A 15,872-nucleotide genomic window follows, 5' to 3' on the forward strand; every position below is an offset into this window, starting at 1 on the left:
CAATTGACGCTATGGCGATCGGATCCAGAATGGTATGCTCCGACGTTTCGATGCCCTGGAACACCGTACGTTCCGATCGGCGGGGGTATCGCAAGCATCGGACTGATCGCGTTCATGCAACCCCTGTCGCAGGTTATCGGTATCCTCCTCACGGGCTTTGGAGCCGCATGGTACTATTTATACGGTGAGAACCGCACGTTACGGAGAAGGACCGAATAATGGTTGGAACTCCGCAGATCATCATTCCCGTTTCGATTCTCGAGGGACACGTCGTTTCAGAGACGCTCATAGAGTTCCTCTCGTCGGTCCCGATCGTCGTTCTCGGCTATCACGAGATTCCGGAACAGACGCTTCCCGAACAGGCGCAAGACGAGTTCGGAGATCGGGCATCAGAAGAGTTGGCCGACCTCGAAGACGCCTTTGAATCGTACGACGCAACCGTCGAGACCGAGCTCGTTTTTACTCACGATCTGGCACAGGCCATCCAGCAGGTCGTTGAGGACGTCGACCGCGGCGTCGTCTGTCATCCGAATCCAGTTCAGAACGTTGAGAACGTTCTCGTGGAAGTTCGTCGTCCCGAATTGGTCCCCGCGATTACGGCGACCATTACCGCACTCGTTGGCCCCACGGATGCGACGATCACCCTCCTCTACGCGGGAGACGAAGACGAGGAGACGGGTCATCGTACCCTTTCGGGGATAGCGACGACGCTGGAGGAAGCGGGGATATCGGACCAGCGAATTTCACAGGTCACCGAACGGACGGCCGATCCCGAGACGACGATCCTCGATCGGGCGGACCGGCAGGATCTGTTCATCCTCGGAGAGGACGACCCCAGTTTCCTGAACTGGATCTTCGGCGAGATGTCGGAGCGGATAGCCGAACGGACGCTTGCTCCAGTACTCGTCGTACAACGACCGTTCGAGGAATGAGCTTCGAAAAATCGAGGCCGAGTCCCGGATCCGGGGAAGAGTCCGGAACCAAGAAGAGTCCGGAACCGGGGACCCCGTCGACCAGTCGCCGTTTCTCCGCGTTTCCCGTCCTCACAACGGAACGCGGACACCGAATCGGTCCACCTGTCGTCAGACTCCCCAGAAGACGGCGATTCCGAGCGTCGTTACGACGGCCAGGATCACCTGGAGCGGTCCGCCGACGCGAACGTAATCGCTGAATTCGCACCCGCCGGGACCGTAGACGAAGAGATTGGTCTGATAGCCGATCGGCGACATGAAGGCGGTGCTTGCAGCGAACGTGACTGCGAGGACGAACGCGAACGCGTTCGCATTCAACTGTTCGGTAGCGCGGAGTCCCCTTCCTCAAGGAGCGACCGGAGGGAGCGAGTAGGGAGGGGAGGAGCGCGTTCGCATCGAGAAAGGGCCGGCGATTACTATTGGATAGGAATGACTGCCAAGATATATCGATCGGGACCGTGTTGTACTACGCGACGTCAGCAGCCACTACCATGACATACACCCTCGAAATCAGTAACGAACTCAAAGACCGACTGGACGACCATCTCGATGAGGGCGAATCACACGAGGAGTTCATCGAGGAGTTGGTGTCCATGTACGAGACCGAAGGACGGTTCCTCCAGGAAGGCTATTCGGAGTGATCCGCCGCTCGGCGAGAACCCACTGATGAACGAACGCGTCTCCAGGTCCCGTCTCCACGAATCGTGGGACGACGTCGGTGCCCACGGGAATGGGATCATCCGGGAGTTACACGAGACTGACGTCGATGCTGGTGCACTCACGGAGCGGGATCGGCAGTCAAACGCACCCGATCGACTCGAGGAAAACGGGACCAGCGACTCGACGTGACGAAGGCGATCGATGGAGAACACTCATGACACTACAGGACCGCATGTCGTGGACGGAACCGGACGATGTCGACGCGGCCGTCGAAGCGGTCCGCACCACGGCACACGAACTGGATCACCCCGACGACCTGGACCGCCTCGTCGAGCGATTTGGCGACCGGAAATACGTGTTGCTCGGAGAGTCCTCACACGGGACCTCGGAATATTACCGCTGGCGTTCCCGACTGACCGTCCGACTCCTCCAAGAGAAGGACTTCTCGTTTGTCGCCGTCGAGGGCGACTGGACGGACTGTTATGAGGTCAATCGATATGTCAAGGACATGCCGAGTTCACACGAAACGACTCGTGCCGTCCTCGACGCCTTCGACCGGTGGCCGACGTGGATGTGGGCGAACTGGGAAACACTCGACTTTCTCAACTGGCTCGAGACGTACAACCAGGGGCGTCCCGAAGACGACCGCGTCGGGTTCTATGGCCTCGACGTCTACAGCCTGTTCGAGTCGATGGACGCCGTCATCGAGTATCTCAACGACGTCGATCCGGACGCTGCAGCGGAAGCGGAGGAGGCCTACCGCTGTTTCGAACCCTACGGAGAGGATGCACAAGAATACGCGCAGGCGACCCGGATGGTTCCGGAAACCTGCCAGGAGGAGGTGGTCGACATCCTCACGCGAGTGCGAGAGGACGTTCCGGAGTACGACCACAACCGGGACGATTATTTCAACGCCGAACAGAACGCGCTCGTCGCGAAAAACGCCGAGCAGTATTATCGCAAAATGGTCAGAGACGACGCCGACTCCTGGAACATCCGGGATCAACACATGGTCGAGACGCTCGATCGCCTCCAGGACCATCACGGATCGGATGCCAAAGGAATCGTCTGGGCACACAACACCCACGTCGGCGACGCTCGGGCAACCGACATGGAAACCCGTGGCCGGCACAATATCGGACAGCTCGTGCGACAACGCGACGGCAGATCGGAGACGGCATTGATCGGTATGGGTTCACATCGAGGGAGCGTCATCGCCGCGAGTTCCTGGGATGCACCGATGGAGGAGATGACTGTTCCGGCCGCTCAGGAGGGGAGTTATGAACACGTCTTCCACCAGGCCGGGGAGCGCGATCGCCTCCTGGTAACCGAGGACCTACCCGATGAGTCGGCACTCACACATCCACGTGGAAATCGTGCCATCGGCGTCGTCTATCACCCTTCCCGCGAAGCCGGGAATTACGTGCCGACGAATCTGCCCGAACGATACGACGCCTTTCTTCATCTCGACGAAACCACTTCCCTTCACCCGCTCGCGATCCATGCAGAGCGGAAGGGCATGCCCGAACTCTATCCGTGGGGACTGTAACCGACCCCACCCTACTTCGGTCATCCTGACGGGTTCGCTCGTGGAGGGTGGGGCTTTGATGTGGGACTCGCCGTCAGTTGTCGCCGGGGAGGATGGTCTTTCCTCGCCCGTACCGAACGACCTTCGGGGTCGGCGTCCCCACCATTCAGGGGCCGGGCTACTGCGGCCCGTGATACCGGCGACGTGTGCGACGATATCACTGAGTACTGGTACGTGGGCACCCGGAAAAAGTGTATTGGGGGGCGAGTCACCCAGCAGCAGCCTCATTGCTCGTTTCCCACCGTGTCGGCTTCCTCTCCGGCCGACCCGCGTCGTGCTTGCGACTGAATGTCGGAGCCCCTCGCTCCTTGAGGCCGGAGACTCCGTCTCGAAAGATGCTGATCGGACCACGCTCGATCGGGAGTTCGTCGACGTCCATCACTCAAAGACGTGCAGCCGGAATGCGTCTGGACAGTCTGAGACCCCGCGTCGACCCTACTCGAGCGTTTCCACCCAGATCAAGAATCGCTCGAAGCCGACGAAGATGACGAGGAAGGCGATCGTGAACGCGATCCATTCGAACACGACGAACCGGCCAGCAAAGGCCAAGATGGTGGTGATATACGAGATGGTGGCTCCGATGAATCCCGATACGTAGAGTCTCACTCGCGAGTCCATGGCGGAAGATGAACGGTAGCACTCATAGGAGTGATGGTTGATCGGCTCCCCGCCCGACGGCATCACTCGATGGCGGCGTCGAGTCCCGTTAGTAAGGCGGTGGCGCTCGCTCGGTTCGTCGCCAGCGGAATGCCCCGCACGTCACAGATTCGCAATAGCGCGGAGATATCGGGTTCATGCGGCTGTGCAGTCATGGGATCTCGAAAGAAGAACACGGCATCGCAGGCGTCGTTGGCGACGGCGGAACCGATCATCAGATCGCCTCCGAGCGGACCGGACTCAAGCGGCGTCACCTCCAGATTCGTCTCGTCGTTCAGGCGACTGCCCGTGGTCCCGGTCGCGATGAGATCGTGTTCGTCGAGGATTCGTTCGTGTTCGTTCGCGAACGCGACCATGTCGGCCTTCTCGTCGTCGTGTGCAATAAGTGCAATACGCATGTCAGATCAACCTCCGTGAGGAAGGAACACTCGCGGCGCCATCGGACAGTATCATGGGACCACCGCCGCTTCAAGCAGTTCAACCGGGTGGCGGACCTCATAGCCCGTCCCGTGTGCCATCTGCATGGCGCAGGTCGGACACTCGGTCATCCCGGTTTCGCCGTCGGCGTCGCTCATGTGGTCGAACATCTCCTCGCCGATCGCCATCGATTTCTCGTACTTCTCGACCTTCCACCCGTACGTACCGGAGATGCCCGAACAGGAGTCGCCGACGTCCTCGATCCCGACCCCATCCAGGTCGCCGAATAACTCGACGGCCTGTCGGTCAAGACCCTGATTGCGCGCGTGACAGGGTGCGTGGTACGCGAACTCCGCAGCGAGGTCCCCGTCGACGTCCGCATCGTCGAGTTCGTCGGTGAGATCCTCGTGGATTCGAAGATACTCCACGGACTCGAAGGTGTTCGCCGCGACATCGTCGATGCCGTCGATATCGAACAACTCGGGGTACTCCTGTCGAAGCGCCATCGAGCACGACGTACATGAGGCGATGGCGTCGTATCCCTCCGCGACGAGGTCAGCCAGCGAGGAGACGTTGATCTCGGCGTCCCGGCGAGCATCGTCGAGCATCCCGTTGGCGAACATCGGCGTGCCGGAACATCCCTGTTCGGGGACGACGATCTCATAGCCGAAGTGCTCGTAGACGCGCACGAGCGCCTTTGCGACCTCGGGCGTGTTGTACTCAGCATAACAGCCGTGGAAGTAGGCGATCCGCTTGTCGGCGTCGACGGGCTCTCCGCGCCGTTCGCGCGCCTCGCGTGCCCGCTCTTTCGAGCCGGCGGCACCGCCCTGTCCGGCCCACCAGCTGGTGAACGTCTCCGTCGCGAACTCGGGGAACTCCCGTTCGCCGGTGACGCCCAACAGCCGCTCGCCGAGCCACCGAGCCGGTCCGAAGTTCGCCATGGCGTTCGCGAGTCGCGGGACCTTGCTGGCAAACCACGCGGATTTCCGGTAGTTCGCGAGGATTCGATTGCGTACGTACTCGAGAGAGAACGTGTTCATCTCCTCGCTGACGTACTCGCCGCGGGCGGTGTTGTGCATCTGGGAGAGCGGAACACCCGAGGGACAGGCATTGTCACACCGCATGCAGTTCGAGCAGTCCATCACCGACTCGTCCACGCCGTGGGCGTCATCGCGTCGTTTGAGCCGCCACTGTTCGGGTCCCTGGAACTTCGGTCCGGGGAAGTCGTCGTCGACCTCGGCGACTGGACAGTTCGTATCGCACGTCGAGCATTTATAACAGGAGTCCGCGCCCGGCCGCAGATCGAACCCGTCGCTGTCCTCGAAGATGTCGACCGGCTCGAATTCGCTGCCGGTGTTCGGTGCTGCTGGGTCGAACTGCTGGTTGGATTGGCTATCGCTCATCGTCTCTCCGTGGCTGCATTTCGGCCGGCAGCATAGCCCGTCGCGATCGAGACGCCGCTGCCGGACTTCTCCGCGGCGAAGTCGTAGCCCCCGAGCACGGAGCCGGCGGCTCGCAGGTTCTCGAACTCGACGCTCCCGTCAGCCGCTTCCGGACGCAGGTCGGCATCCGTCGCGACGCCGAACCGCGGGAATCGGTGGTCGCCGAACGCTTCGTTTTCGAACCAGTCGTAGCGATCGGCCGCGTGCTCGACGTGGCAGTCGAAAATCGGCTCGTACACGCGATCCCGGTCGGATTCGACGCCCTTGCCGACGAGTCCGCCGGTCGCGAGCACGTACTGATCGGCGGCGTTCGGGATGCGTGCACCGTTCTTCTCGACGTACACGCGCTCGATGCGGTCGGTGCCGTCGAAATCCGTGACGGGATTCCCGGTCTCGATGCTGGCGTCGGCCGCATCCAGCGCGTCGAAGAGCGTGTCCTCCAGTCTGAGCCCCGGCAGCGACGGCGGTCCCATCGGCACCTCGAAGACGTCCGCATCGAGCGCGTTCTCAAGAGCGGATCGGACGCCTGCAGCGTCATCATCGCCGAGGATGGCAGGAAATCCCACGCGCTCCTCCCCATCGAGTTCCGCCCTCACTCGTCGGGCCAACGCCTCACGGACCGGCTGGTCGCGGCCCTCCACGACCACGTTCCCGTCCGTATCGAGGAGCTTCGCGTACCGCGTTACCTTCGCGTCGGCCCGGAGGTCACCGGGGAACCGAATCGTTACCCCACGGACGTCAAACGGGACGCCCGCCGCCTCGAGGTGTGCAGCGGCGTGTGGCGCATCGAAATCGACCAGCGACTCGAAGCCCACGAGCAAGGTGTCCCGCACGTCACTTGCCACGCCGGCGCTTGCCCCGTCGGGGTAGCGTGCGGTCGGCTTGATCGTCCCGCCGTGGGTCGGCAGCAGGGCGTTCGCGTCGGTGTGTGACCCCCGATACTGGGGCACGGCGTCGTCGAACAGCGCCATCGCGTCCCTGACCGTCTCGACGCCGACTCTCCGGTAGGGATGATCCGCCGGAAGGTCCGGAATCGCCGCGTACGGATCGACGAGCGGACCGTCGCCGTCGGACGTGTATCCGAGCACGTCGACCAGACCCGAAGCGTTCCGAAGCGTGCTCTGTTTATACGAGACGAGTCGAACGTCCGCGCCCGTGCGCGCCGCGGCGAGCGCACTCGTGAGACCGGCCAGTCCGCCGCCGATCACGAGCACGTCGGATTCAATCGCCACGGTTGCCTCCGTCGGTAGCGACGCCCGGATCGGACCGACTTGCCCGCGGGCCGCCGTCGAACGCGTCGAAGTCCACGTCGTCTCCGTCCGCAGGGTCCTGATCACGGTTCTGCGTGGTGGCGTGTAGCGCGTAGTTCAACATCGCCTGCGAGAGCTGTTCGCCCCAGAGCGCGTGGCGCTGGCCCTTCCAGCGCTCCTGGAGGAGTTCGTCCCACGCTCGGCGCGCGGTCGATTCGTCGTAGCTGGCGTCGTCGGTAGCGGAGTCACCATGCAGTTCGCTGGCCAGCCGATGACAGCAGAACCCGCCCTGGCAGTTCCCCATCGAGGCACGAGTGCGAATGCGAACGGCGTTGAGATCGGATCCGGACCCGGCGATCGCGTCCCGTACCTCGGCGCGCGTGACGCCCTCACACGCACAAATGGTCGGGTTCGGTCCGTCGGTCTGCAACACGTCGTCGGCGCGCGATCCGAGGCGCTCGACGCTGCGGCGTCCGATCGGGGAGCGAAGCCCGAACTCGTCCATGTAGTCCCGGAGGACGGAGAACTCCTCGCTCCCGGGGAGTGGAACGTCCGCAGTCCGGCAGTCGGCGTTGATGCCGAACTTCCCGCAGACGTGATCGCTTACCGCCTCACCCATCATCCGATAGGTCGTGAACTTCCCGCCGACGACGGTCGTCATCCCGGGCAGGTCGTCACGGTCCTCGTGATCGAGCAGGAAGTAGTCCCGCGTGATGTCGGTCGGGTCCTCGCTTCCCACGCCCGGCGGTTCATACAGCGGTCGAACGCCCCAAAAAGAGCGGATCGTCCGCGCTTCCTGAAGCATCGGCACGAGTTCCGAGAGCGTGTCAATCACCGTATCCACCTCCCACCGCTCTTCGGGGTAGTCCTCGGGGTCGTCGACCTCCTCGTCAGTCGTGCCGAGGATGACCGTCGTCTCGTGGGGGACGATGATGTCCGCGTCGCCTTTCGGCCGACAGCGATTGATCGCGGTGTCGACCTGTCGGACGTTCATGATCGTCATGACGCCCTTGGAGGGTCGCACTGCGATGTCCACCCCCGCCATCTCACCTATCCGACCCGCCCAGGCGCCGGTCGCGTTGACGACGTGGTCGACCCGGATCTCCTCCGTTCCCCCTTCGGTCCCGTGAACGTGCTTGCCGGGGCCGGAGGCGTGTTCGACCCCGAGACCGACCACCTCGCCGCCTTCAACGAGGAGGTCCGTCACCGTCGAGTGGGTTTCGACGCGCGCGCCGTGTTCTTTGGCACTGGCGGCGTTGGCGACGACGAGTCGAAACGGGTCGACGGCGCCGTCCGGAACCGAGATCGCCTTCTCGACGTCCGTCGCGAGATGCGGTTCCATCGAGCGTGCTTCCGCCCCGGAGACGACCTCCGTGGGAATGCCGCAGGCCTCACAGCCGCGGAGTTTCTCCTGGAAGTACTCCTCGGAATCCTCGGGGCGTTTGACGAACAGGCCGCCGGTCAACTCCACGCAGTGGCTGGCGATGTCCCGGAGGACGCGGTTCTCCTCGATGCACTCGCGTGCGCTGGCTCGATCGGAGACGGCGTACCGCCCGCCGCTATGGAGCAACCCGTGCATCCGGCCGGTCGTGCCGTGTGTGAGGGTCCCCTGTTCGAGAAGCGTCACGTCGAGACCCCGCATCGAGAGGTCACGGGCGATCCCGGCGCCCGTCGAACCGCCGCCGATGACGGCGATGTGTGGTACCGATGCCATCTATCTTCCCGGTTTGAAGGCCACCTACTTTATTTTATCGTAGAGTGCGAGTCTCTAGTAAATTTACTACTAGTCGAGCCGTCGGTTCCAGTGGCTCGGTCTCACACCATCGCAATTCTGATCGGCATCGTATGTCGATATCGGCCACAATTCGGTCTTCGAACCATTAACGGGTGATTTCTGGCAGTTTCAGACCTTCAAACGTCGTCCGTCGGTGCGCTATCGATCGTCGTCGTCGTTGATCTAAAAGCAACATTTATTATACTCCCCAATTATTTACTGCTAGAGCGGGGAAGATCGTAAACTAATCGAGGCCCCCCACGGAGCATACCAACCCATGGCAAACACATACGTCGGCTCGATCGACCAGGGAACGACTGGAACCCGTTTTATGGTCTTCGACCACAGCGGACAGGTCGTCGCGAACGCATACGAACGACACGAGCAGATCTATCCCGAACCCGGATGGGTCGAACACGATCCCGTCGAGATCTGGGAGAACACGAAATCGGTCGTGACCGCCGGCCTCGAACGAGGGAGTCTCGAAGCCACGCAACTGGAGGCGATCGGCATCACGAACCAGCGCGAGACCACCGTCGTCTGGGACGCCGAAAGCGGCAAGCCGGTCCACAACGCGCTCGTCTGGCAGGACCGCCGGACGACCGACCGCGTCGAGGAACTCCAGGACGCGGGCAAAGTCGAGGAGATTCGCGAAAAGACGGGACTGGAGTGTGATGCATACTTTTCGGCGACCAAGACCGAGTGGATCCTCGACAACGCCGAACCACTGAAACTCCAGTCCTCACGCACGCAGGGGCTTCGGGACCGCGCACGCAACGACGAACTCCTGATGGGCACCGTCGACTCGTGGCTCATCTACAATCTGACCGGCGCCCACGTTACGGACGTCTCGAACGCCTCCCGGACGATGCTGTACAACATCCACGACCTCGAGTGGGACGACGACCTGCTCGCGGAGTTCGACGTTCCCGAGGAGATGCTGCCCGAAGTCCGGCCATCCTCCGATGAGACGCTATATGGACACACCGACCCCGATGGATTCCTGGGCGCGGAGATCCCCGTCGCCGCCGCACTCGGTGACCAGCAGGCTGCGCTGTTCGGCCAGACCTGCTTCGACGAGGGCGACGCCAAGAACACCTACGGCACCGGCTCGTTTTATCTGATGAACACCGGCAATCAGGCCGTCGAGTCCGATCACGGACTCCTTACCACCATCGGCTTTCAACTCTCGGGAGAGCCCGTCCAGTACGCGCTTGAAGGATCCATCTTCGTCACGGGAGCCGCCATCGAGTGGCTCGAGGACGTCGACCTCATCAACAACGCCGCACAGACGGCGGAGCTCGCTCGATCCGCAGAATCGACCGATGGCGTCTACCTGGTTCCGGCGTTCACCGGACTCGGTGCGCCCCATTGGGACGGCCGTGCACGCGGGACCATCGTCGGGATGACCCGCGGAACGCGCAAAAAACACATCGTGCGTGCGACCCTCGAGTCCATCGCCTACCAGACTCGCGACATCGCCGAAGCGATGGAGGCCGACTCGGGCGTCGAAACCACGTCGTTGCGCGTCGACGGCGGAGCGGTGAAAAACGACTTCCTCTGTCAACTCCAGTCGGACATCATCCAGACCGATATCGCCCGCCCCCAGGTCGACGAGACCACCGCGCTCGGGTCAGCGTACGCCGCCGGCCTGGCAGTCGGCTACTGGGACGACATCGGCGAGTTACGCTCGAACTGGCAGATCGACCGGGAGTTCCATGCCGAGATGGAACGGGAGGAGGCGGACCGGATGTACGACCGCTGGGACGACGCAGTCGAGCGTTCTCTCGACTGGGCACAGGAGGAGTAATCCATGTACGGGACGCTGCAGATCCCAGTCATCGGCATGGAACTCGAACCGTTCGCCGTGCTTTTGATCACTGCGCTGGCCGGGGGCGCGTTTGGCGCGGCCCTCGGTGCGTTGCCCGCGTTCATCTTTACGGGCTTCCTCGTCTTCCTCGGGGAGGGTATCGCGATCCTCGAACGCCAGATCGGCCGCACCATCGGGGCCGTCCCGGAAGGGGGGATCGCCACCGGATTCACGGGCATCATCGGATTCGGGGCGATCACCGGACCCCATATCGCCTTTGCGGGCGGCGTGGCGGCGTCGGCGTATGCAGGCAGCCGATACCCGGAGATGAAACCCGACGGCTGGAACTACCATTTCGGCAAGAACATCCTGTATGCGTTCGGGACCAAACCCGATATCCTCGCGGTCGGCGCGATATTCGGCGCGCTCGGGATGCTCATCACCCGGGTCGTGAGCGGGGCCGGAGTCCCCACGGACGGCATCGCGCTGTCGGTCGTCGCGACGGCGCTGATCGCGCGTGTCGCCTTCGGCTACCCACTGATCGGGACGGTAGCCGGGTCAAGCGTCTTCGATATGACGCCCTTCGAACGCGAAGAGACGCGCACAGCGACGGACGGGGGAACGCCCGCCCGACCGGCAACCGAACCGTGGCTTCCCCACCAGTACCGGTGGTCGGGTATCGTCACGATCGGGCTGATCGGCGGGGTGCTCGCGAGTTACATCTGGCTCGAAACGGGGAGCGTCTTCATGGGGTATGCCGTCTCCGCAATGAGCCTCCTGTTTCTCCAACTCGGCGTGGAGAAGATCCCGGTCACCCACCACATCACGCTCGTGGGGGCCGTCGGCGCCGTGGTCGCGGCTCCCGTCTTCGGTAGCGGGGTGATCGCGCTGCTCGTTGGCGGCGTGTTCGGTGCGGTCAGCGGCGTTCTCGGCGAGGTGAGCCAGCGCGTCTTCTACTCGCATTCGGGAACCCACGTCGACCCGCCGGCGATGGCGATCGCGATCGTCATGTCGGTCGTCGGCGTCCTCTATCTGCTCGGAATCATTCCCAACGCGGGATACCTGGGACTGTGAACGACCCCAACCCCGTTCCTTTTTATTACGTGGTTGGTACCGTCACTAAGGAACGATTGGATTCGCCATGGACATCGACGCGAGAATAAAGCGACGACAACGCCGTGAGGAAGGCCCACGACTGGTGGAGGACTACGAAGCCCTGTCGCCGGTCACCCACCTCGATGAGCCGTCGCACCGGGGCCCCGTTCTCGAACGGCTACTCGACCACCTCGATCCGGTGTTCGACGGTCGATTACCACCCAACGCGTACGTTCACGGTCCGTTCGGGTCCGGGAAGACGGCGATCGTGACGGCGCTTTTGGATCACTTGGATCAGTTGTCCAGCCAGGCTCGCTCCGTCATCTACACCAGCACACGTGCGGGATCGCCGACGACCCCGGGATTCGCCTACGTCGACCTCCGGGAGACGAAAAGCGAGTTCGCGTTCTATCACCACGTCCTGGATGCACTGGCCGACGATCCGGTCCCGGAACACGGCGTCGGCACCGAGGAGATTCGCCGGCGCCTCCACGACCGCCTCGGAACGTCGCGGGCCGGGGTCGTCGTCGGCGTCGACCACGTCGGCACCCCCGATAGCATCGATGTCGACCGCCTTGTCGATCTGTTCTCGGGGCTTCCGAGCAACGCGAGTTGGCTGGCGATCGGCCGTGCCGCGCCCGAGGAGACGGCGCTGTCCGAGTACACCGCGACGACGATCGCCGTCGAGCGCTACCAGCGACAGATGCTCGTCGACGTGTTGATGACGCGCGTCTCGAAGGGGCTCACCCAGCAGGCGCTGACCCACGATCTCGCCCGACAGATCGCGGAGTGGGCCGACGGGAACGCCCACGACGCGCTCGCGGCGCTGTTCGTCGCCACCGATCGCGCGAACCGGGCGGATCGAGGTCGCCTCACGGAAGCCGACGTCGCGGCGGCGATGGAGGCGGTTCCTCGACCGTCAGTCTCCCTCGGACGGGTGCTTTGCCTCCCCGAGAACAAGCAACTCGTATTGCGGAAACTCGTCGATCTCGATCCCGCCGATCGCGACTCAGTCACCGCGACGACGAAAGCGATCAGCGCCGATCCCGCGGTGGACCTCTCGGCGGGAACGGTCAAGCGATACCTCTACGAGATGGCGGAGATCGGCGTCGTCGAGCGCGTCCAATCGTCGACGCAAGCAGGGAAAGGACGGCCGCCAAGCCGCGTGGAGTTACGGTTCCCGCCGACCGTGTTCCGCCGGCTCTACGATCTTCGACGGTAGCTCCTGGTCGGCCACCGACGAACGTATTTGCGTCCTGCGACAATGGATGTCGTGAGTATCACGCCAGGTGACCGCGTCCGTCTCGCCTACGTCGGTCGATTCGAAAACGGAAGCGTGTTCGCGACCTCGGATCCCGACGTCGCCAGCGAACACGGGCTACGGGAGGCACAGGGCAGAGACCCCGAGGAGTTCGGACCGCTGTCGTTCATCGTCAACCGCGGAGAGGTCATTGAGGGACTCGACGAGGCCATCGTCGGTATGAGCGTCGACGAGACGGCAACCGTGACCGTGCCGCCCGCCAAGGCGTAGGGGAACGTGATCCCGATCGCGTTCGCGAGTACGACCGGAACACCTTCGAAGGGATGGTCGGGGAGCCGCCTGACGTCGGTCTCCACGTCGAAGCGGAGAACGGCCTCCACGGGGACGTGACGGCCGTCACAGAGGAGACCTTCGTTGGCTGATCTCGGGATCGACATCTCCCACACTACTGGCGGCCGCATCATTCCCCGCTCGAACGATCACTCCAGACGTCACTACCCAAAGCAATTAACACAATTAAACCCAGACCCAACTATGAGAGACGTGAGATTTCCTCAGGAAGCAGGCGGCACCCGTGACGGGGACTGGTTATGACGGATTTTCACATCTCCGAACGGAATATTGCGGCGTACCTGTCCGACAACGACGTGATTCGCGATGACGTCGAGCCAACGGTCACATCGCTCGGTGGCGGCGTCTCCAACACCGTCCTCCAGGTCTCGACGCCCGACGCGTGTTACGTCGTAAAGCAACCGCTCGCTAACCTTGCGGTTGAGGATGACTGGCCCGCGGATACAGCACGCGTCCACAACGAGGCTGCGGCGGTCAGAGCCTACCACGGAATCATCGACGCAGCTGGCCTCGACGACATCGAAGTCTCGGCCGTCGTCTTCGAGGATACCGAGAATCGCGTCATCGCGATCACGTGTGCGCCCGCCACGTCACGCATGTGGAAGGCCGAACTGCTCGAGAGGCATGTCGACCCTGACGTCGGGGCTACCTTGGGACGCTTCCTCGCAACGAGTCACCGGGACGCCTCGGAGAAGCAGACGATTCGCTCCGAGTTCGCCAACAAGACCCCCTTCGAACAGCTTCGACTCGACCCCTATCATCGAACGGTCGCCGAGCAACATCCAGATATTCGGGCAGTCGTCGACGCCGAGATCGAACGCATCAGCGACGTTGAGCGAACGCTCGTCCACGGTGACTTCAGTCCAAAGAACGTGCTTGTCGACTCCGCGGACGAGACCCCCGTGTGGCTCCTCGATTTCGAGGTGGCACACTGGGGTGATCCGTCATTCGATACGGCGTTCATGCTGAACCATCTGTGCATCAAGGCGGTGTACAATCCGGGTCGCCAGCAAGCCTATCTCGAGACGGCGACCCACTTCTGGGAGGCCTATACGGACGTGATCGAGTGGGATATCGAAGCTGACACCGTCACCGAACTTGCGATACTGATGCTTGCCCGCGTCGACGGCAAATCACCAGTGGAGTACGTCACGTCACCCGACACGAAGGAAATCCTTCGACGAATCGCAAAACGAGCCCTCACGGAGGACGTTGCGACTGTCCCGGGTTATCTGGACCTTCTCACGGAGGTGGCTGACGCATGAGCACCATCGAGACGGTCTCTGCCTGGGAGATCCTTGATTCCCGCGGGAATCCGACCGTGCGCGTCGCCATCGAGGCAGGTGGCGAGCGCGGGGTCTTTTCGGTCCCATCGGGTGCAAGCACCGGAGTCCATGAGGCGCTCGAACGCCGTGATGATGCCGACCGGTACGGCGGGAAGGGCGTGCAGGAAGCTATTGACGCCGTCGAGCGGGAGCTTGCAGACGCCGTCATCGGTCGAGACGTGTTCGACCAGCGAGGACTCGACAACGCACTCGTCGAACTCGACGGTACTGAGAAACTCGAACGTCTCGGCGCCAACGCCGTTCTCGGGGTCTCCGGCGCCGCAATCCGCACGGCAGCGAGCGTCGCCGGGCGTCCACTGTATGAGTATATCGGCCAGAAACACCATTCCAATGTGGCCGACGGCACGCTTCCGATGCCCATGGTCAATATCCTCAGCGGAGGGTTGCACGCCCGGGGCGGAATCGAGATCCAGGATTTCCTGGTGATTCCTACGGGCGCGGACACGTACTCCGAGGGTCTCGCGATGGTCTGGCAGGTCCGCGACGCCGTCGAATCGTCCATCGTGGACGCCGGCCATCGGCCACTCGTCGCTGACGAAGGTGGATTCGCCCCACCGTTGGACTCGATCGAGGACGCGTTCGATCTCGTCGTCAACGGCATCGAGGCAGCCGGATTCGTTCCGGGAACGGATCTCGGTCTCGCAGTTGACGTGGCGGCCTCCCACTTCTACGATCAGGATACCCAGCGATACACGCTCTCCAGTGTCGATGCAACACTCAGACGCTCCGAGATGGTGGATCGCGTGGTGTCATGGACTGAACAGTATCCACTCGTCTCGATCGAGGATCCACTTGACGAGGATGATTGGGCCGGTTGGGAGGAACTTGCCAGCCGATTGACTGACGTTCAGTTACTGGGAGACGACCTTCTGGTGACGAATGGAGACCGGTTGGACCACGCGCTCGAACGGGATGCGGCAAATGCCGTCTTGGTCAAACCGAATCAGGCCGGCACGATCTCGCGAGCGATTGACGTCGTCCATCGCGCTCAGGACGCGGGATGTAATCCGGTCATCTCGGCCCGGTCCGGAGAGACGTGTGATAGCACCATCGCGGATCTCGCCGTCGGCTTGGATGCGGGCCAGATCAAGATCGGGTCACTCGCTCGGTCCGAACGACTAGCGAAGTACAACCGCTTGCTCGAAATCGAAGCGGAGACACTCCGTGGCTTCGCTTCGTTTACGCTACCGACCGTCTAAATCTCAGAACCCGTTTTGCACGCTATGATGTCTTGACATCCGCCACCATCG

The 15,872-nt window shown here is 62.6% G+C and carries 14 protein-coding genes and 2 pseudogenes; 10 read left to right on the forward strand and 6 right to left on the reverse strand.

The window, feature by feature from the left end; genetic code table 11:
* Positions 1-218 precede the first annotated feature (218 nt).
* Positions 219-932, forward strand: a complete 714-nt coding sequence (locus ACERIT_RS13140; protein ID WP_373675321.1) for a universal stress protein — start codon at positions 219-221, stop codon at positions 930-932.
* A 150-nt stretch (positions 933-1,082) separates the two neighbouring features.
* On the opposite strand, the pseudogene ACERIT_RS13145 reads toward ACERIT_RS13140, so the two are convergent.
* Positions 1,083-1,295: pseudogene (locus tag ACERIT_RS13145) on the reverse strand (SLC13 family permease); the annotation flags it as partial.
* A 167-nt stretch (positions 1,296-1,462) separates the two neighbouring features.
* Between ACERIT_RS13145 and ACERIT_RS13150 the strand changes: the two are divergent.
* Genes ACERIT_RS13150 through ACERIT_RS13160 form a run of 3 tightly spaced genes read left to right on the forward strand, consistent with a single transcriptional unit; the run spans position 1,463 to position 3,180 of the window.
* Positions 1,463-1,612, forward strand: coding sequence for a hypothetical protein (locus ACERIT_RS13150; RefSeq protein ID WP_373675322.1), 150 nt, complete (start codon positions 1,463-1,465; stop codon positions 1,610-1,612).
* 25 nt (positions 1,613-1,637) lie between these two features.
* A complete protein-coding gene (locus ACERIT_RS13155) occupies positions 1,638-1,820 on the forward strand; it encodes a hypothetical protein (protein WP_373675323.1) in 183 nt (60 codons plus the stop codon).
* Between the two features lie 25 nt (positions 1,821-1,845).
* Positions 1,846-3,180, forward strand: coding sequence for an erythromycin esterase family protein (locus tag ACERIT_RS13160; protein ID WP_373675324.1), 1,335 nt, complete (start codon positions 1,846-1,848; stop codon positions 3,178-3,180).
* A 474-nt stretch (positions 3,181-3,654) separates the two neighbouring features.
* Here the strand turns inward: ACERIT_RS13160 and ACERIT_RS13165 are convergent, their stop codons facing one another.
* The 5 genes from ACERIT_RS13165 to glpA form a co-directional block, all read right to left on the reverse strand.
* Positions 3,655-3,837, reverse strand: a complete 183-nt coding sequence (locus tag ACERIT_RS13165) for a hypothetical protein (protein ID WP_373675325.1) — start codon at positions 3,835-3,837, stop codon at positions 3,655-3,657.
* A 62-nt stretch (positions 3,838-3,899) separates the two neighbouring features.
* Positions 3,900-4,274: a methylglyoxal synthase gene (locus ACERIT_RS13170; RefSeq protein WP_373675326.1), complete on the reverse strand. Its 375-nt coding sequence runs from the start codon at positions 4,272-4,274 to the stop codon at positions 3,900-3,902.
* Positions 4,275-4,325: 51 nt separating this feature from the next.
* On the reverse strand, positions 4,326-5,696 hold the full coding sequence (locus ACERIT_RS13175; RefSeq protein ID WP_373675327.1) for an anaerobic glycerol-3-phosphate dehydrogenase subunit C: 1,371 nt from the start codon (positions 5,694-5,696) through the stop codon (positions 4,326-4,328).
* The gene (gene glpB / locus ACERIT_RS13180) at positions 5,693-6,967 is read right to left on the reverse strand and encodes a glycerol-3-phosphate dehydrogenase subunit GlpB (protein ID WP_373675328.1); all 1,275 of its coding nucleotides are present in this window, start codon (positions 6,965-6,967) and stop codon (positions 5,693-5,695) included. The genes ACERIT_RS13175 and glpB overlap by 4 nt, the downstream gene beginning before the upstream one ends.
* The gene (glpA, locus tag ACERIT_RS13185; protein WP_373675329.1) at positions 6,957-8,699 is read right to left on the reverse strand and encodes an anaerobic glycerol-3-phosphate dehydrogenase subunit GlpA; all 1,743 of its coding nucleotides are present in this window, start codon (positions 8,697-8,699) and stop codon (positions 6,957-6,959) included. Before glpA ends, glpB begins: the two co-directional genes overlap by 11 nt.
* Before the next feature lie 337 nt (positions 8,700-9,036).
* On the opposite strand from glpA, the gene glpK reads away from it, so the two are divergent.
* The 6 genes and pseudogenes from glpK to eno all read left to right on the forward strand — a co-directional run bounded on the left by glpK (position 9,037) and on the right by eno (position 15,821).
* Positions 9,037-10,569, forward strand: coding sequence for a glycerol kinase GlpK (gene glpK, locus ACERIT_RS13190; protein WP_373675330.1), 1,533 nt, complete (start codon positions 9,037-9,039; stop codon positions 10,567-10,569).
* A 3-nt stretch (positions 10,570-10,572) separates the two neighbouring features.
* Positions 10,573-11,643: a hypothetical protein gene (locus tag ACERIT_RS13195; protein ID WP_373675331.1), complete on the forward strand. Its 1,071-nt coding sequence runs from the start codon at positions 10,573-10,575 to the stop codon at positions 11,641-11,643.
* A gap of 67 nt (positions 11,644-11,710) precedes the next feature.
* Positions 11,711-12,886, forward strand: coding sequence for a Cdc6/Cdc18 family protein (locus tag ACERIT_RS13200; protein WP_373675332.1), 1,176 nt, complete (start codon positions 11,711-11,713; stop codon positions 12,884-12,886).
* 51 nt (positions 12,887-12,937) lie between these two features.
* Positions 12,938-13,332, forward strand: a pseudogene (locus ACERIT_RS13205) (peptidylprolyl isomerase); the annotation flags it as partial.
* Positions 13,333-13,515: 183 nt separating this feature from the next.
* Positions 13,516-14,541, forward strand: a complete 1,026-nt coding sequence (locus ACERIT_RS13210) for an aminoglycoside phosphotransferase family protein (protein WP_373675333.1) — start codon at positions 13,516-13,518, stop codon at positions 14,539-14,541.
* Positions 14,538-15,821: a phosphopyruvate hydratase gene (gene eno / locus ACERIT_RS13215; protein ID WP_373675334.1), complete on the forward strand. Its 1,284-nt coding sequence runs from the start codon at positions 14,538-14,540 to the stop codon at positions 15,819-15,821. The genes ACERIT_RS13210 and eno overlap by 4 nt, the downstream gene beginning before the upstream one ends.
* The last annotated feature ends 51 nt before the right edge of the window (positions 15,822-15,872 follow it).

It is taken from the genome of Halopenitus sp. H-Gu1, from assembly GCF_041821145.1.
Classification (GTDB): domain Archaea; phylum Halobacteriota; class Halobacteria; order Halobacteriales; family Haloferacaceae; genus Halopenitus.

Excerpts from the sequence above, each read along its gene's own strand:
- ACERIT_RS13140 (WP_373675321.1), top strand. The coding sequence starts at position 219 with ATGGTTGGAACTCCGCAGATCATCATTCCCGTTTCGATTCTCGAGGGA.
- ACERIT_RS13150 (WP_373675322.1), top strand. The coding sequence starts at position 1,463 with ATGACATACACCCTCGAAATCAGTAACGAACTCAAAGACCGACTGGAC.
- ACERIT_RS13155 (WP_373675323.1), top strand. The coding sequence starts at position 1,638 with ATGAACGAACGCGTCTCCAGGTCCCGTCTCCACGAATCGTGGGACGAC.
- ACERIT_RS13160 (WP_373675324.1), top strand. The coding sequence starts at position 1,846 with ATGACACTACAGGACCGCATGTCGTGGACGGAACCGGACGATGTCGAC.
- ACERIT_RS13165 (WP_373675325.1), bottom strand. The coding sequence starts at position 3,837 with ATGGACTCGCGAGTGAGACTCTACGTATCGGGATTCATCGGAGCCACC.
- ACERIT_RS13170 (WP_373675326.1), bottom strand. The coding sequence starts at position 4,274 with ATGCGTATTGCACTTATTGCACACGACGACGAGAAGGCCGACATGGTC.
- ACERIT_RS13175 (WP_373675327.1), bottom strand. The coding sequence starts at position 5,696 with ATGAGCGATAGCCAATCCAACCAGCAGTTCGACCCAGCAGCACCGAAC.
- glpA (WP_373675329.1), bottom strand. The coding sequence starts at position 8,699 with ATGGCATCGGTACCACACATCGCCGTCATCGGCGGCGGTTCGACGGGC.
- glpK (WP_373675330.1), top strand. The coding sequence starts at position 9,037 with ATGGCAAACACATACGTCGGCTCGATCGACCAGGGAACGACTGGAACC.
- ACERIT_RS13195 (WP_373675331.1), top strand. The coding sequence starts at position 10,573 with ATGTACGGGACGCTGCAGATCCCAGTCATCGGCATGGAACTCGAACCG.
- ACERIT_RS13200 (WP_373675332.1), top strand. The coding sequence starts at position 11,711 with ATGGACATCGACGCGAGAATAAAGCGACGACAACGCCGTGAGGAAGGC.
- ACERIT_RS13210 (WP_373675333.1), top strand. The coding sequence starts at position 13,516 with ATGACGGATTTTCACATCTCCGAACGGAATATTGCGGCGTACCTGTCC.
- eno (WP_373675334.1), top strand. The coding sequence starts at position 14,538 with ATGAGCACCATCGAGACGGTCTCTGCCTGGGAGATCCTTGATTCCCGC.